Below are 17,149 nucleotides of genomic sequence, written 5' to 3'. Positions count from 1 at the left end.
TTTACCCCTCCGCCCTTACATGTTAAAAATATATATCTAGTAACCCAAATACTAAAAAAACGATGCTTACAAGCTGGTTAATACCGTAAGATGCTATCTTGACATTTTTTAAATTTGTCGGTGAAATCATTTGATGCTGAATAATAAATAAAACAGCAATAACGGCTAGACCAATGAAATACCAAATGTGAATTACTTCACTTAAAAAACCAACAGCTAGCAAGAAAAAGACTGTTGCAACATGAAAGCTACTTGAAATATATAAGCCATATTTAAGACCAAATGTTTCTGGTATGGAACGAAGCCCATTGGCTTTATCAAACTGATAATCCTGAGCACCATAAATAATATCAAAGCCTGCCACCCAGGCCGTATTGGCTGCCCCCATAAATAGAGCTAACCATGACATTTCACCAGTTATCGCCAGCCATGCACCAACTGGTGCAGCAGCGCAACTAATGCCTAAGATAACATGGCACATCCAGGTAAATCGTTTTGTATACGAATAAATAACCATGAGAAACAAAGCAATTGGCGCTAGGTAAAAGCAAAGCGGGTTGAGCATCCAAGCTGCAGCTAGCATAACAATAAAACAACATAAGGTGAAAATAAGCACCTCTGTTTTATTTAACTGCCCCTGTGGCAATTGTCTATCTGCTGTACGAGGATTCTTAGCATCAATCTCAGCATCAATCACGCGATTAAGTGCATTAGCCCCTGTTCTAGCGCTTAAAAAGGCGACTAAAATCCAAAAAAAGGTTGTTACTTCTGGAAGTCCATTAGCTGCAAGTAACATTGCTATCAATGCAAAGGATAATGAGAAAATAGTGTGTGAGAACATGACTAATGTTCCATATTCGGTAATCCGATTCCACCCTTTAGTCCAAACCATATTCTTGCCACCTTTGTGAAACGTGTGCTTTCACTTCCTCTGACATTTGAATATCTTCTGGCCACTCTCTTGTGTAGCCCTCTGTCGGCCATTTCTTAGTTGCATCTATCCCTAAACGATGCCCTAGGTGTGGTAAGTTCGATGCATGATCAAGAGCATCTAACGGACCTTCTGAGATAACAAGATCACGTTTTGCATCAATATTATTAAAGACCTTCCATGCGACTGTTGAGACATCACTTGGTTTAATCTGCTCATCAACAACAATGATCATTTTGGTATACATCATTTGGCCAAAGCCCCAAAGTGAACTCATTATTTTCTTGGCATGACCGGGATAACGTTTTCTAATTGAGACAATGACACAATTATGAAAAACACCTTCCAAAGGGAAGTGATGATCAATAATTTCAGGGAATTGCATTTTTAGCAATGGCAAGAAAATACGCTCGGTTGCTTTCCCCATATAGCAATCCTCCATTGGCGGCTTACCTACAATTGTAGTTGGATAAACAGCTTTTTTCTTATGCGTGATGCAGGTAACATGAAAGACTGGATACTGATCAGCTAAAGAGTAATATCCAGTATGGTCACCGAATGGCCCTTCTGTTCGTAACGGTTCATTCACATCCACATACCCTTCAATGATAAATTCCGCACTTGCTGGTACATAAATATCATTTGTTATGGATTTCACAAGTTTAACCGGCATTTTTCGCAAATAACCCGCAAACATCATCTCATCAATCATTTTAGGTAACGGAGCCGTTGCAGAATAGGTGATTGCTGGATCACAGCCTAGCGCCACAGACACTGGCATCTTACCACCCGTTTGACGATACTTCTCATAAATTTCGCGACCGTCTTTATGTAAATGCCAGTGCATCCCCGTTGTTTGCCCATCAAACACCTGGAGACGATACATGCCAGTGTTTTGAATGCCTGTTTCAGGGTCCTTTGTCATAACCAGTGGCAAAGTAATAAAGCGTCCAGCATCTCCTGGCCAACACTTTAATATTGGCAGCTTATTCAAATCTGGTTTTAAATCAATGACTTCCTGACATGCTCCTTTTCCTGGGGACTTTATCGGGAATACTGTTGCAAGACGAGATAGCTTTGGTAATGATTTAATCTTCTTCATTAGCCCTAGATAGTTTGACATGTCAATAAAATCACCAATGCCATCGGCAATTTCATCTAATGACCCTGCCCCTAGTGCCTTGCTCATACGCTCATAGCTTCCCAGTGCATTAATCAGGACAGGGAATTGTGAACCTTTAACTTTCTCAAATAATAAAGCTGGTCCATATTCTTTAGAAATTCGATCAGTAATTTCAGTGATTTCAAGCTCTGAATCCACCTCAACCTTAATCCGTTTTAACTCATTATCTTTTTCCAAGCTTGCGATGAAATCTTGTAGATCTTTAAATGCCATAGTAAACCTCCATTCTATTTCAACTTTAAATTTTAACAGATATCATTCGCTCACAACGCTTGTAAAATTGACAATTTAACTACAATTTTGTCGTATTAATAGCTTAATGTTAGTTTGCGACAAGGCACCCATATTAATAAACACTATAAAACACCACAATGATTTGATTGCAATCAATCATTGTGGTGTTAATTTAATCTTTTTTTAAAAAACCTGGTTAGTAAATATATGTAGATTCTGTAGGTTGATGGCCCAGCCAAGCAGTTAGCTCACCAAAGTTCACTTTAGCTGCTTCATAGCCTGCTTGATGGATAAATGCTATCTTGGAAGGGTTTCTTTCGGTACGCTTTACTTGCTCAGTTAGCTCAGGCCTAATGACGTAAGCCGCACCAGCCGCTTCTAAATGTTCAATATAATTAAGTGTTTCATTATACACATGATGTCGTTGTTCAAGTGCTTGAATTAACTTCTTATACTTTGGATACATCAAACGAGAAGTCATTTTTGCACGAAACATTTTTTTTCGATAGCCCTTTGGACGTGTTAAAACAATTAAATGCTTTTCATTCCCATCTTGAACCGATTTTCTAATGGGAATAGGATCTACGATGCCACCATCCAGTAGTGTATAACCAGCTAGCTCCACCGGTACACCCACAAGTGGTAAACTACTTGATGCACGGGCTGCTAGCAAGACATCAACACTTTTATCGTTCTCAAAGTAAACAGCTTCGCCGGTAACACAATCAGTCGTTGCAATAATTAGTCGTTCCTGAGCAGCATTAAAAGCTTCAAAGTCAAATGGAATGAGTTCATTTGCAACTTCATTAAATAAAAAATCCATGTTTAACATGCCTTTTCCTTTTAGAAGGTTTCTATAGTTCATGTAGCGCGCATCGCCTGCAAAAGTAACATTAACATCCCTGCTTCGCCCTGCTTGGCGAGCCAAATAGTTTACCGCATTCAAAGCACCCGCTGAAACACCAATATTATAGTTGAAATACAAGTTTTTTTCAGTAAAATAATCGAGCACACCCGCTGTATATAAGCCTCTCATACCTCCGCCTTCTAAAACTAGACCATAGTTGGTTAGCATAAACAGCCTCCTATCTTTTAGTTAATTACCAATTATAGCAAAAATAAGTTTATAGTGCGAATGGGAGGATAGAATTGTTTAATAACAAAATAAAGTCACATAAGGTGTTTTCCCTTACATGACTTTATTATTTACCTAATTGGCTTAATGGTAACATTATAATAATACGTTCGATTAGCAAATAATGTAAAATCAGGATGTGTCTTCTTACCCCAACTATGATCGCCACCTACACCCATCTGCGCATAATTTAAACGCACCACGGTATGATTACTATTAGATAATTCATAGTGATGATTTGCTTGTTCTAGCTGATCCGGTGTATAGGGGAGCACACTAAGCTCAGTTAATGGTTGACCATTTATTGTTAAGCCCATGCCTTGCGCATTTACAATCTGAGCATTTCGAACAGCCACCTTATTACCACTTTCCTGCGGTTTTAAGTAAGGTACATATTGATCAGCAACTTTCCCACTATAGACGCCTAGTTTTGCCCCTTTTTGCTTATCCCAATAGCTTTCATGGGGGCCTTTACCATACCAAGTGACTTGATCAAATTGAGCAGGCATAGTGAAAAATAAGCCTATAGCAGGAATTTCAGCTAATCCTTCCCTTGGGGTTAGAGAGCATGCTAGGTTAATCGCCAACTCACCATCAATCGTATATGTCGTCGTAAAGATTGAAGAATTAGCATCCTCTAACAAGTGTGTAGTCTTTATCTCTATAGTGTAATTAGTGCTTTGATAACTTAGCGAAACAAGTTTCTGATATTGACTAGCATACTTCCAAGCTACACTACGTTCTCCAAGCTTATTTCCATTATCATTGTCAGTCAGCGGTCGCCAAAAGAATGGCTGAATGGCCTGATTAATCACATCATGTTGATCCACCTTCATTTTCTTAATATAGCCTGTTTCTTTACAAAAAACTATTAATCCCTTATCAGAAATCACTTTAATAACTTGAGCATCTTCCTCAAAAATTAATGATTTTTGAATAAATTGAACTGGCTTATTTATTTTTGGAAAAATTGGTAGAATAAACTGTTCAAAGGCTACTTCATGTCCCTGTTCACACCATTGTTGTGCTTGTTTTTCCAATAAACTTATAGTTAAAACATATTCACTATTGCTGTCTGGCTTCTCAGGCTGTTGATATGGTATAGTAATGGTTGACTGCTCATTGGGTTCAACGTCAACCGATAAAGTCCCAGACTGAATAATTAAGCCATTCTCAAGTAGCTGCCATTCAAGCTGAAATACAGCTAAATTAGTAAATAGATATTTATTAATAAGCTTAAACTTACCGTCCATTAAATTAATAGCAATAAAATCCACGTTTTGATAACAACGCTTGACCTCATGTATTTTGGGACTCATCACACCATCAGCAAATAGTAGGCCATTTCCTGAAAAATTCCCATCATGAGGTGATTCACCAAAGTCGCCACCATAGGCTAGATAGGGTTCTCCAGCTTCATTGTTTTTCCAAAGAGCTTGATCACGCCAATCCCAGACAAATCCCCCTTGCAGGATGGGATATTGGTCAAACAAATTCGTATACTTGAAAAGATTACCCACAGAATTACCCATAGCATGGGCATACTCACACAAAATATATGGTTTTGATCCTTCATTAGCCCTTTTAGCATAATCCTCAATTTGATTAGGTGATTCATACATCGTGCTTTCTATGTCAGATGCAGCTTCAGAAGGTCGATACAAAAACACACCTTCATAATGAACCAAACGCGACGGATCTCGCTCTTTAAAAAACTGATGCATCTTTATAAAGTTATCACCACCGAATGATTCATTACCTAGCGACCAGATCACTATGGACGGATGATTCTTATCGCGCTGAAACATCGAATGGCAACGGTCTAAAACATTTTCAGTCCACTCCGGTAAACCCGCTGGAATGGCATCATAAATATCATCCTGACCATAAGTCCACGTACCATGTGTCTCTAGATTGTTTTCGTCAATGACATATAAACCATACTGATTACATAGCTCATACCAAATTGGGTTGTTAGGATAGTGCGAGGTACGAACAGCATTAATATTAAATGCCTTCATTAATTGAATATCATGGACCATATCCTCAACTGTTATCGCCCTACCTCGATCAGCAGAAAACTCATGACGATTGACACCCTTAAACACAATGCGCTGCCCATTAATTTTCATTAAACCATCTTTAAGTTCAAATCGTCTAAAGCCAACCTGACAACTTTCTAACTCTAATACAGAACCCGTGCTATCAATTACCGTCATAACAAGCGTATAAAGATTTGGGGTCTCTGCACTCCATTTAAGGGGGTGACGCACAACTGACTCAAAATTCAGTTCTGTAAATTGTTCATCTGTTAACGTAACTTTAGCTTCAAGTGGTTGATTGAAAACTGGTTGTTGCTCTTGATTATAGAGCATCGCCTGTACAGTAGCTTGGCTATTACTTTTTAAATAGTTTAGCAGTTTTAGCTCAATCTTTAATTGCCCATGCTGATAGGTATCATCCAAATCTGCTTTAACAAAGAAATCATCAATATGAATGAACGGAACACGATAAAGATAAACACTACGAAATATTCCACTTAAGCGCCAGAAATCTTGGTCTTCTAACCAGCTTGCATCTGCCCACCGGTATACTTCTACCGCTATCTTATTTGCTCCTGAAATTAAATAAGGTGTTAAATCAAACTCGGCTGGTGTAAATGAATCTTCACTATAACCGACAAAGTCACCATTAACCCAAACATAAAAGACAGATTCAACGCCTTCAAAATGCAAAAAAACAGGATTATCTAACCACGTTTCATCTACTTCAAAGGTCCGAATATATTGACCAACTGGATTATAACTTGTTGGAGCGTAGGGGGGCTTTATGTCCTCTTTTTCAACCCATGGATAGACAGTGTTTGTGTAATGGGGGTAATCATAGCCTTGAAGCTGCCAATGACTCGGGACATCGATCTGATCCCAGCTTTCAGCTGAATAATTATTTTGAAAGAAACCCTTCACCCTTTCAGTTGGCTTCTCATAGAATGCAAATCGCCAACTGCCATCTAGAGACTGATAGTTTGGCGATTTTGTACGTTCTCCCGCTAGCGCTTGCTGCAAATTAGTATACGGCATTAATGTCGCGTGTGCTGTTCTTCTATTTAATTGAAAAATCTCGGGATTGTTATTCCATTCTGGGTAGCCATTTGTTGGTGGGCTATAAATGTATTTATTTGTCATGGTAGTTGCACTCCTTTTAGCAAAGATATTATTTATCATATAAGCATAGCGAGTGCATGAGAAGGAGTTATTTTGGGACAAATGTTTGGTTTTTTAAGCTATTTACCATTTCCAACAGTAGGCAAACAAGTTTTGTTTAAAGTAAATAATATAATCTACTCATCATTCGTGTACTAAAAAATAGTCATGAAGCCTTAACCGTGTTTGGGAGGACCCGTATTCAATACCCATGTTAACTGTCTTATTCGTTTGGCGTGCTCTGTCGTTCCGAAAAGAAATGGATTCTTTTTACAAGGCTGCCTACAGTTAACCTTTATCGCAGAACGCGCGACAAAAGTGGTGTTGGCTTAGCAAAGTTAGGTCACCTTGAAAAAAATAGTGATGTGTTTACAAAAAACGAAAGATAGGCTTATTGAGCAGCCTATCTTTCGCTTTATCGTTAAGTTATTTAGTTTTCACGCTGACTAATAGGTCATTATCGATCAGCATACTATTTGACATTAATTAATTAGTTTGATTAATACCAATGACTAGGTATTACATCAGCTTCTAGGGCTAATAATTCCTCAATAATTTGATCTGCATCTGCAATTGAATTGACCAGTGGATCTGTTAGCATGGCACGTCTAAGCTTTACTCGACTTCCTTCAATAACAGCCTCTGCGGTTAATTCGTGCGTATCTAAAATTAATTCTTGCATACCTCTGACCCCTCGTGGCATCTCGCCTACAGCTTGAGGGGTAACGCCTTCCATGCTAACTTCACTAAGTAATTCCAAGAAGGCATCATCAGCCATATTAGTTACGGCACCTTGATTAACGGTATTAATAAAGAATTTCTTCTTGGTATTCGCTACCATACTTTCGATAATGTCAGTAGCATGATCAGGACCAAATGTAGCCATAAACTCACTTATCGGAATTGAGCCATTAATAAATTGGTCAATTTGCTCCCACATTTCGTCATGTCTTTGATAGCGCTCCTCGGTTTCCCAAATTGAAAGCGGTGGAATGTCATCTTCTTGTTTACCTAAGCCTTGCCAATAAGGCACATACTCCTTGGTATGAGCAGTACAGGTAGGAACAACACCAAAGATATCAAACAACTGGTAGCTAATCTTATCGTTAAATAAGGCTTTTGCTCCTGTATCTCCACCAACTGTCTCTTCCTCACCAGCAATTCGCATTGACTCAGCAATATTAGGCACGACATCTTCACCTTTATACTCTGCCTTCAGTAACCATGTAAAGTGATTAACACCCGCAATTTTCATATTAAAGTTTTTATCAATTTGCTCATTATAGTCTGCTCTTTGATCAACAATTCCAGCACGTTCTGCGTAAAGCATTTTTTTAAACGGCATGTGGTGTGTATCGCATAAAGCAAATGTTTTTAAGTTAGGGGCGTAGCGTTTTAAAGCGATACCGTGTAGTGCTGAAGGATTAATGTAATTAATTACCCATGCCCCTGGACAAATTGCTTCAATATCCTTGGCACAGGCCATAATTTCCGGTAATTCTCGCATTGCTCTAAAAATACCACCAGGACCAATCGTATCACCAGAACACATTCTAATGCCATATTTTTCAGAAATAGCACAATCAATTCCGCGATACTTAACCGTATCGACAGCAAAACTTAGTACAACAAAGTCAGCATCCCTGAGTACCTCCTTTCGATCAATAGATCCTTCAATTTTTAACGGGACATTGTTCTCTTGAACGACCATCTTAGCCAATTTCACTAACTTGTTTAACCGAACTTCATCAGTATCTACCAATGATAGGGTGCCCGTATTTAGATGCTCTGAATGCACCATTTGCCAAATTGCTTGTCTCCCAAAAAAAAGACTCCCAGCGCCAATTACAACAACCTTTGGTTTAGCTTTACTCATAATTATCTCCTCCTACGTCTATCTAAATTAAATTATAAATGGTAGCGCTTTAAATGGAATGGATTAGAGTATTAATATTATGTCATATAGTAAGGTTTAATAGTGGCATTGACGAACACTTTGATATACTATTAAATAAATGGTCACTTTTTTGGAGGTACTGCTATGAGCGAATTAAATATTTTTAATACGTTATCCGAGTTCATTTCGCTGCGTATTAATGGTGTAAATGAAGTAACGCATTCTGCTGATTGGTTTGAAAGTCGAAAACATCCAGATTATGATCTGTGGTTTATTGCAGCGGGGGAAATTCAACTTCAAATTAAAGATACGATCCATAACGCTAAAGCAGGCGAGCTTGTTCTCTTTAGTCCAAAAGTAGCCTATACCGCAACTGCTAAAGAGAATGGCTGCAAAATTGTTTACACTCACTTTGACTTTGGCATAAGTGAGCAGCTACATATTCTCGATAACTTTCACCTTTCAGGCATCTTATCAGGTCAGCTTGTTGAAGAAGAGCTACTTGGCTTCCTCAATGTTTATGATGATTATCGCATAAAGAAGCCGCTATCCTCGCTACGCCTTAAAGCGGCGCTCACTTTCTTGTTAGCAAAGATTATTGAGCACTATGATACTGGGGTCTATTATGGACTGTTTAGCCAGCACTTTAGTAATCAAGCAAACACTGGAACACTTGATACCTTAAAACCAGTCTTTGACTATATTCAAAATAATGTAAATTCACCAATTAGAATTAGTGACCTTGCTAACATAACAGGTGTCTCGGAGAAATATTTTATCGCCTATTTTAAAAAATTAGTTGGGGTGACGCCTGGACGCTATATTTATCAGATTAAAATGAATCAAGCGCGTGACATGCTTTATAGTAAAAACTATACGATTCAAGAAATAGCTGAGCAACTTGGTTATCCTGATCAGTTTAGCTTCTCTAAATCTTTTAAGAAATACTTTAAAGTTTCTCCTTCAAAGTTTCATTAATGATTAGCTATAGTAACAGGTTTTAATGCAATATTACCATTCTTAGTTTTGTAAATTTTCTTTCATTAAGACCTTGCGTTTATACGAATAGCATGCTGACTTAAATGGTTAATATCGGTCAGTTCTATTGCTTCACGAGGATCATCCCCATCTAACCATATATTAATATTAGCTAACACCAAACTACTAATGTGGCGACAAAACAATCCATAACTAGGTAGCCAACGACCAAACATAACTGCTTCAGGATAGTCAGCTGGTAAATCGGGAATTTTAGTATTTATCACTGTATCCATTCCACCACCAGTATAGCGAATGTTTAAATCTTTAACGGTAACATGATCAATTTTCTTGTCTCTAATTCCAGAAATAATACAAGGTAAGATAGCACCGGATGCCTGGATATTGCTTATCTGTATATCTCTTATTGATCCAGGTTTAGGGTGATCTTGTCCTCTCCCCCTGTTGCCCAAGCGAACAAAAAATTGGGGAGCGAGCATTGTTCATGACAATGCCTGATACCGATACACTAGCAAGATTAGCACCATCGACTGTTTCAATTGAAACTCCCGAAATTGCTTGATAGTGATAAGGAGCTTGTGCATCTGAATGAACAACAGAATTGGTAAAGACAACATTTTCAATACTGTTGAGTGTTTCGGTACCAATTTTAAATGCATTGCAGGTTGTAGTAAGAACACAATTGGTAACCGTAATATTCCGAACCGGTGTGTTATAGTTTTTTTCACCTGTGGTTTTTATAACAATTGCATCATCACCTGTATATATCCGACAATCAGACACCGTGACATTTTGAGAGCCATCAATATCAATACCGTCTGTATTTGGACCATACAGCGGATTATTAATTGTAACACCATGAATTGAAACATCATCACAGCTCAAAAGATGGAGCGTCCATCTTGGAGAATTTGTTAGTGAAATATTATGAACGCGAACTTGTTTACAGTTTTCAAAACAGATTAAGCCTTGTGGACGCGGAGTCGACTTTCGATAATAAGCGGCTACTTCTCCCCATCCTTTTCGCCAGAGGACATTTTGGTTAAGATCTTTTTCTTCTTGCCAGAATGTATCCCCCTCGTTAATTTCACCATAACCGATAATCCCTGTATGACAGGCATTCTCTGCGTAAACTAAATAGTTAAGATTATATCCAGCTACATCTTTACTCCCCTGAATTTTTGCACCTGGCAATAGATTTAAGAAAACATGACTTTTTAATTCAATACTGTCACAAAGATAGGTTCCAGCTGGACAATCAACGATACCACCACCGGCAGCGTAGCACTGATTAATTGCTACTTGTAGAGCATTTGTATCTTTTGCTACGCCATCTCCGGAAGCTCCATAATCCCTTATATTTACTGTTGTATTCATAAGATTTACACCTCTTAAACTAATTAATATGACGATCCGAGAAAGGGAACCTTTAATCTGTGGGAGCCTTACAGTCAGTTAAACTGCAATAAATAGATTTACTTAGAATTAATTAGAAACGCGCTCATACTTTTAATTAACACCTGTCTGTCTACTACTTTCTAGCGACAAAAAAGCATTATTAATTGCGCTGAAACTGCTAGAAGCTTATTGATTTTCACCTTCTAGAATGATGGGTAGCATAATTGAAACGATTGTCCCAATATTTTCTCTACTTGAGATGGCAATACCATATTCAGAACCAAATTGATCCTTTAATCGACTATCAATGTTCTTAAGTCCGATGCCACTTCCCTTTCGTTTAATTTTTATCCCTTTCTCTATCATTGAACGATTTAACTGATCAACCATACCTATTGACATACCCATTCCATCATCTAATACTAGTACCTTTATTTGCTGATCATTTATTTGCTCACAGACAACAAGAATTTCACCTTTCCCTTTAGGAAGTAAACCGTGTATGACTGCATTCTCGACAATAGGCTGAATTGAAAGCTTGGGCACAAGCATGCTATAAATACACTCATCCTTTACTTCAATACTAAAAGTTATGTTATTCTCATATCTAAACTTTATTAAATCCATATAATTTTTTAAATGCTCTAGTTCTCTTCTAATCGTTACAAGCTCACTACTATGCTCGGTGATATATTTATATTGATTGGCCAAATGATTAATCATTTCAGCCACTTGCGTATTCCCGTCATCAATTGCACTCATTCTAATTACTTCTAAAGTATTGTATAGATAGTGGGGTTGAATTTGGCTACGCAAGGCATTTAACTCTGCTTGCTTTTGATTAATTTGCGCTACATAAACTTTACTAATATGACTTTTTAGATTTTTGACCATTTTATTAAAACCATTAGCTAGTAAGCCAATCTCATCTGTTCGATTTACACTTATTTCTAGATTTAAATTACCGAGTTCAACCTGCTTCATTAACCTAGTCATTTTATTTATTGGGTAACTAACACTTCTAGAGAAAAAGATTGAAAACACAAGCAAAGCCACAATTGTAACCGTAGTCACACCATATATTAACGCATATGTATGAGACACTTGCTCAACAAACTTGTGATCCTTTGTGTGGGCAATGATGCGCCAGTCAGGATCACTAATGTCTTTGACGTGTTTACTAAATCCTTCTGGAACAGATGTATAATCAAGGTCAGTTAACACGATATCTTTTTGATTGGTATAAATAAGTTGTTGATCTTTGTCTAAAATGTAAATATAGTCATCCTTCAGCATTTCTAACTCATTAAACACATCAGCAAATGCTTGCACAGAAACAGATACATAGATTGTTGCATCAATAGGTGTTGATGGTGTAATGGTTCTAGCGATATCAAGCAAATTACGTGCAAACACTAATACGTACTGTGATCCCCCCATAAAATAGGTATCTTTATGTAAAGGTAAAATGGTCAATTGATTATAGTTTTCTTTAATTAATTCTTCATACTCTTCATGCAAATAAAACAAATTAGGAATGAGTACCCTAGAAACTCGTGAAATAGACCTTGGAATCCGATCATGGGTAGGGACCATAATCACATTTCCTATATATGGATCAGCATGTAAAATTATTCTTAGGAAATCATGAATTGCGATATTTACGCTATATTCATCAGTCTGATCATCCTGTAGAATACCAAGCAGATAGCGTAGCTCAGTAGACTGATAGGAATACATTTGCTTTGTTAAGTGATTATAGTTTTTATATAAATCTCTAATTCGAATTGAGGCATAGTCTAAGCTCTGTTCATAGTTTATTTTTGTGTGATTCTCAACTTCGTTAGCAACAGTCGTAAGGGCAATGTATGTAAGGATTGCAATTGGAATAATCCCTACTGTAATAAAAGCAAGTGTAAACTTAGCAAACACATTTAATTTAAATTGAACAAAATTCCTCATGCAAATCCCCTCACCTTAACTATGACCTAATGCTATCTTAGCATATTGCCACATCAATCATTAAACAAATCTTGCCAGCTGTTTAAAATAATAAAAAGAAAAGATACTACATGCTGTCGCTAACACAAAGGGTGCTACGAACATGGCATACTGTAGACCGAGATAAATAAGAATTGTGTTCGTTAAGACCAATGTTACAGCATGAATAGGTTTAGCCAAGGTTAATAGAATCGCGTTTTTTACTAGTGTTGGGATTGTTAAATGTTGATCAACACTAAAAGCAAGTGAAAAGATAAGTATTGCTATTAAAAATAACAGCAATACAATGGCCCCAATTGTTAATAGAATGATATCCTTTGATAGGCCAAGCCATAACGAAGAAGCTTGACTCGTTATTAAAAAAGAAAAAAGCATGCCCAGTAGCAGACTCTTTCGATAGTTCTCCCTAACATACTTAAAATATAGTCGAATTGGAACAATATCCTGTCCATGAATAAACCAATTTCTCACAACTGCTAGAATTGCTATGGTGGCCGGAAAAACAGTCAACGGAATGAGCACCAGGATTGTTGCAAAATTAATAAAAAAGACCTGACTATTCTCGATAAAGAATAAATTATAAATTAGATAAATAACTGGGAAAACAGTCAATAGCCATAATACATTAAGTATTATGCCATTGACTATCCATTTCAATAGGGTATTTATCATATGCAGCATAGTTAACACCTCAATGTAAGTAATGCCTTACTACAGCCTGCTACGTAAACTCAAGCCATATCTCTTTTCAAATAGCTCTTAAGTTAAGATAACACTCTTACTATCCCTTCATTGCCCCAGAAGAAATTCCTTTAATAAAATACTTTTGTAAAAATAGGAATACAATGATAATTGGAATGACAGCGATAATTGTACCTGCAAAAATCATGTCCCAACGTGTATAAAATTCACCAACAAATTTATATATTTCAACCATAATTGTTTGTGGTTTATTTGACGGCAAAACAAGCATAGGCATTAAGAAATCATTCCATACACCGAGCCCATTAAGTACAACCATACTTGCTGTAACTGGTCCCATAAGTGGAAATATAATTCTCCAGTAGATACCAACCTTTGAGCAACCATCTATTTCAGCAGCCTCTTCAATATCTCTTGGGATGCTTTTTAAGAAACTGGTATACAAAAGCACGCCAAAGCTAACGGATCCTGAAATATACAATACAATTGGTCCACCTAAGTGGCCATAAAGACCCATCGATTGAAGCTGTCTAAATAAAGGTATCATATAAACTTGAAACGGAATCATCATTCCAGATAGAAAGAACAAATAAAGAAGGTTCGTCCACTTGTTTGGATTTCTAGCTATTCCATAAGCAGCCATTGGAATAATAGCTACTTGTAAAACGGTTGCAGAAACAGTGAGAATTGCGCTATTAAGTGCTGCTCTAGGAAACCCTGTCTCATAAATTAAAAATTTAAAACTATCAAAATAAAGTCCGTTTGGCAAGGCTAACGGATCTGAAAGAATTTCACCGTTCGTTTTAAATGCTGAAATAAAACTAAATAATAGTGGAAATAAAAACAGTATTGAGAATAAAATCGCAACGATAAGAAGTACTACATCTGCTGCCCTTTTTTCTTTTCGCATTATAACTGCACCTCTCTTTTTCTCATCACTCTCACTTGTACAATCGTAATCAACATTATAATAATGAACAGAACAAGGGCTAATGCTGTTCCATACCCTGGTCGTCCTTCAGCAAAGGCAACTTTAAAAATAATATAAGTTAAGGTCTCTGTTGAAAAACCTGGACCACCATCAGTCATAATAGCAATTTGATCAAAAACTTTAAGAGAATTAATTGTTGATAAAATTACGCAAACGGTTACCGAACTGGCAAGAAGTGGCCAAGTAATCTTACGAAATTGTTGAATGCGATTAGCACCATCAATGCGAGCAGCTTCATATAAATCTTGTGGTACCCCTTGGAGTGCAGCTAAATAAATAATCATAAAATACCCTGATGACTTCCATACTGTTGCAATAACAATTGAGAACAGTGCCAAATCAGGATCACCAAGCCAGTCAAACTTTAACCAATCTAAGTTTATTCGTTCTAAAAATTGATTAATAACACCAAAATTATAATTATAGATGATTCTCCAAATGAATCCCATTACTATCCCACTAATTAGTACAGGTAAATAAAAGGCAACTCGAAACATATTTTTCATTTTAAAAACATTATCTACAATTAAAGCTAGCGCTAATGCGACAATATTCTCAAGAATGACAAGTGAGACAGTTAGCAATAAGGTATTGGTAAGTGCATTTCGTACACGCTGGCTTGTAAAAATCTGTTCGAAATTTGATAAACCAATAAACCGTGGATCCGATAATCCATCCCAGTTGGTGAAGCTAAGCGGGATACTTCTAATAGTTGGAAAAAACACAAAGGTCAAATATAACAGTAACGATGGAAGAATAAAGTAGAAAGCATAGGATCGCCACCATTTCTTTTTATTACCCTTTTTTATCGCAAGCATTTTCTTCACTCCTTATTAAGAATGGTGAACCCTTGTAGGCTCACCATATCATGATGTATTTTTATTCAGCCTGCCAAGCTTCGTATAATACATCCCATTCTCGATCGACTTGTTCTAGCGCATCTTCAATTGAATACTGTTCTAAAAGTACTTCTTGAATAACCTTATAGAAATAATCTCTAAATTGCGGCGGTATAAGGTTATCTCCGTAGAACTGATTAATCATTAGCGATTTAGTCACACTAGGATCATTATATACTTCAAGTGCTGATTCAAAAGCTTCAGGAGCATCATATGTTATTTGGTCATGAGTAGATGACACGCCACTAGTTGCAGCTAAAAATGGTTCATAATTCTCTTCAGCAAACATGTATTCAATGAACTTCACATAAGCATCAACTTTAGCTTCATCTTGAGCTGCCTCAGTAGATAGTGCCCAACCGGCAGGTGCTGGTAGCCCTACGGTACTAATATTTCCCTCAGTATCAGGAAGAGCAAAGAATCCTAGATTAAAGTCCGGATTTGCTTCAATTATTTGATTAATCATCCAGACGCCAGAGTAAAGCATTGCAGCTCTCTCAGTCGTAAGCAGTGAAATAGTTTGGTTATCTGGTGTACTTAACCAACCAGAATCAACCAAGTCTTGATCCCAAATTGATTTTAACTCTGTAAATGCTTCAACTACATTCTCATCTGCCCAACTAACTTCACCATTAACCCGATCAGCATGCCAATCTGGGTTATCTGCGTATAAGTGATCAATTAGAAATTTATTAATCCAGAAAGCCATGTGCCATAGATCACCACCACCAACAACAATTGGTGAGACACCCGACTCTTTAATTGTTAAACTCAACTCTTCAAATTCGTCTAATGTAGTTGGAATTTCTAAGCTTAATTCCTCAAAAATATCTTTATTATACATAATACCTAGTGGCATTTGCGCGCTACCTGGCGCAACATAGTACTCACCGTTTATCTCTGGTAATTCTGGAAATAAAGAATGTAATTCTTCAGGGATTGGTGCTAATTTCCCAGCGTCTGCAAACAACTGGGTATCGCGCATTTCCATAATATCAGGAAACTCCCCTACTGCATCAGCAGTTGTCATCGTTTCTAAATATGAGCCTGTTCCTGAATTGTTTTCGACAATTGTAATGTGTGGATATTCATTCTGAAAATCCTCAAGAAGACCAGCAACAGCTTGAGCATATTGTGCATCACCAATTGCATACATCATTACAATCTCTACTGGCTCTAGTGCATCTTCACCAGCTTCACTATCTGTATCTGTCCCTCCATCATTTGAAACGCTTTCATTTTTATCAGTGCCATTAGATCCACAAGCAATAAGGCCCACTACCGTCATCACGAGTAACATTAAAAAACCTAACTTCTTTAACATTCATTAACCCTCCCTAAACCTTCTAATAATCTGAGCTAATAGCTTTTATTTATTAGCTTTAACTGAATTTTAGCACAGCATTATCCGATACTAAATGCTCTTTTTTCAGTTCAGAATGCTGTTTTTTAAGGACTCATTTACTGCTAAAAAATAACCTCCATTTCTTTGCATTGTGCTTTACTTTAATTCCATATTGTTTAGTCCGACCTTTCTATAAATTAATACGTTACCTTTTAAAAATACTAGTAAGAT

13 protein-coding genes are annotated in these 17,149 nt (G+C 37.1%); 1 reads left to right on the top strand and 12 read right to left on the bottom strand.

What is annotated here, in order from left to right:
• Positions 1-22: 22 nt before the first annotated feature.
• The 5 genes from BM000_RS12720 to BM000_RS12700 form a co-directional block, all read right to left on the bottom strand.
• On the bottom strand, positions 23-892 hold the full coding sequence (locus BM000_RS12720; protein ID WP_091499102.1) for a UbiA-like polyprenyltransferase: 870 nt from the start codon (positions 890-892) through the stop codon (positions 23-25).
• Positions 879-2,327 (bottom strand): menaquinone biosynthesis decarboxylase, encoded by a 1,449-nt coding sequence (locus BM000_RS12715; RefSeq protein ID WP_091499099.1) that lies wholly within the window; start codon positions 2,325-2,327, stop codon positions 879-881. Before BM000_RS12715 ends, BM000_RS12720 begins: the two co-directional genes overlap by 14 nt.
• A 217-nt stretch (positions 2,328-2,544) precedes the next feature.
• Positions 2,545-3,423 carry a patatin-like phospholipase family protein gene (locus BM000_RS12710; protein WP_091499097.1) on the bottom strand — a complete coding sequence of 293 codons (879 nt, stop codon included), beginning with the start codon at positions 3,421-3,423 and terminating at the stop codon, positions 2,545-2,547.
• Positions 3,424-3,554: 131 nt separating this feature from the next.
• Positions 3,555-6,668, bottom strand: a complete 3,114-nt coding sequence (gene lacZ / locus BM000_RS12705; RefSeq protein WP_091499095.1) for a beta-galactosidase, LacZ type — start codon at positions 6,666-6,668, stop codon at positions 3,555-3,557.
• A 517-nt stretch (positions 6,669-7,185) separates the two neighbouring features.
• Entirely contained in the window at positions 7,186-8,562 is a 1,377-nt protein-coding gene (locus BM000_RS12700; RefSeq protein ID WP_091499092.1) for a family 4 glycosyl hydrolase, read from the bottom strand.
• Between the two features lie 165 nt (positions 8,563-8,727).
• Here BM000_RS12700 and BM000_RS12695 point away from each other — a divergent pair, with 165 nt between their 5' ends.
• Complete coding sequence (locus BM000_RS12695; protein WP_091499090.1) at positions 8,728-9,561, top strand: AraC family transcriptional regulator; 834 nt, start codon at positions 8,728-8,730, stop codon at positions 9,559-9,561.
• A 65-nt stretch (positions 9,562-9,626) separates the two neighbouring features.
• On the opposite strand, the gene BM000_RS16680 is transcribed toward BM000_RS12695, so the two are convergent.
• The 7 genes from BM000_RS16680 to BM000_RS12660 form a co-directional block, all read right to left on the bottom strand.
• Positions 9,627-10,034 (bottom strand): hypothetical protein, encoded by a 408-nt coding sequence (locus BM000_RS16680; protein WP_143063943.1) that lies wholly within the window; start codon positions 10,032-10,034, stop codon positions 9,627-9,629.
• Entirely contained in the window at positions 10,000-10,959 is a 960-nt protein-coding gene (locus tag BM000_RS12685; protein ID WP_091499086.1) for a glycoside hydrolase family 28 protein, read from the bottom strand. The genes BM000_RS16680 and BM000_RS12685 overlap by 35 nt, the downstream gene beginning before the upstream one ends.
• A gap of 207 nt (positions 10,960-11,166) precedes the next feature.
• Entirely contained in the window at positions 11,167-12,942 is a 1,776-nt protein-coding gene (locus BM000_RS12680) for a sensor histidine kinase (protein WP_091499077.1), read from the bottom strand.
• A 60-nt stretch (positions 12,943-13,002) separates the two neighbouring features.
• Complete coding sequence (locus BM000_RS12675) at positions 13,003-13,662, bottom strand: DUF624 domain-containing protein (protein ID WP_091499066.1); 660 nt, start codon at positions 13,660-13,662, stop codon at positions 13,003-13,005.
• A gap of 100 nt (positions 13,663-13,762) precedes the next feature.
• Complete coding sequence (locus BM000_RS12670; protein ID WP_091499063.1) at positions 13,763-14,593, bottom strand: carbohydrate ABC transporter permease; 831 nt, start codon at positions 14,591-14,593, stop codon at positions 13,763-13,765.
• The gene (locus BM000_RS12665; RefSeq protein ID WP_091499059.1) at positions 14,593-15,492 is read right to left on the bottom strand and encodes a carbohydrate ABC transporter permease; all 900 of its coding nucleotides are present in this window, start codon (positions 15,490-15,492) and stop codon (positions 14,593-14,595) included. The genes BM000_RS12670 and BM000_RS12665 overlap by 1 nt, the downstream gene beginning before the upstream one ends.
• Before the next feature lie 61 nt (positions 15,493-15,553).
• Entirely contained in the window at positions 15,554-16,897 is a 1,344-nt protein-coding gene (locus BM000_RS12660) for an ABC transporter substrate-binding protein (RefSeq protein ID WP_091499057.1), read from the bottom strand.
• Between the last annotated feature and the right edge of the window lie 252 nt (positions 16,898-17,149).

The sequence above is a fragment of the Amphibacillus marinus genome (assembly GCF_900110345.1).
Taxonomy (GTDB): Bacteria; Bacillota; Bacilli; order Bacillales; family Amphibacillaceae; genus Amphibacillus_D; species Amphibacillus_D marinus.
This window is presented reverse-complemented; position numbering and strand designations above follow the sequence as displayed.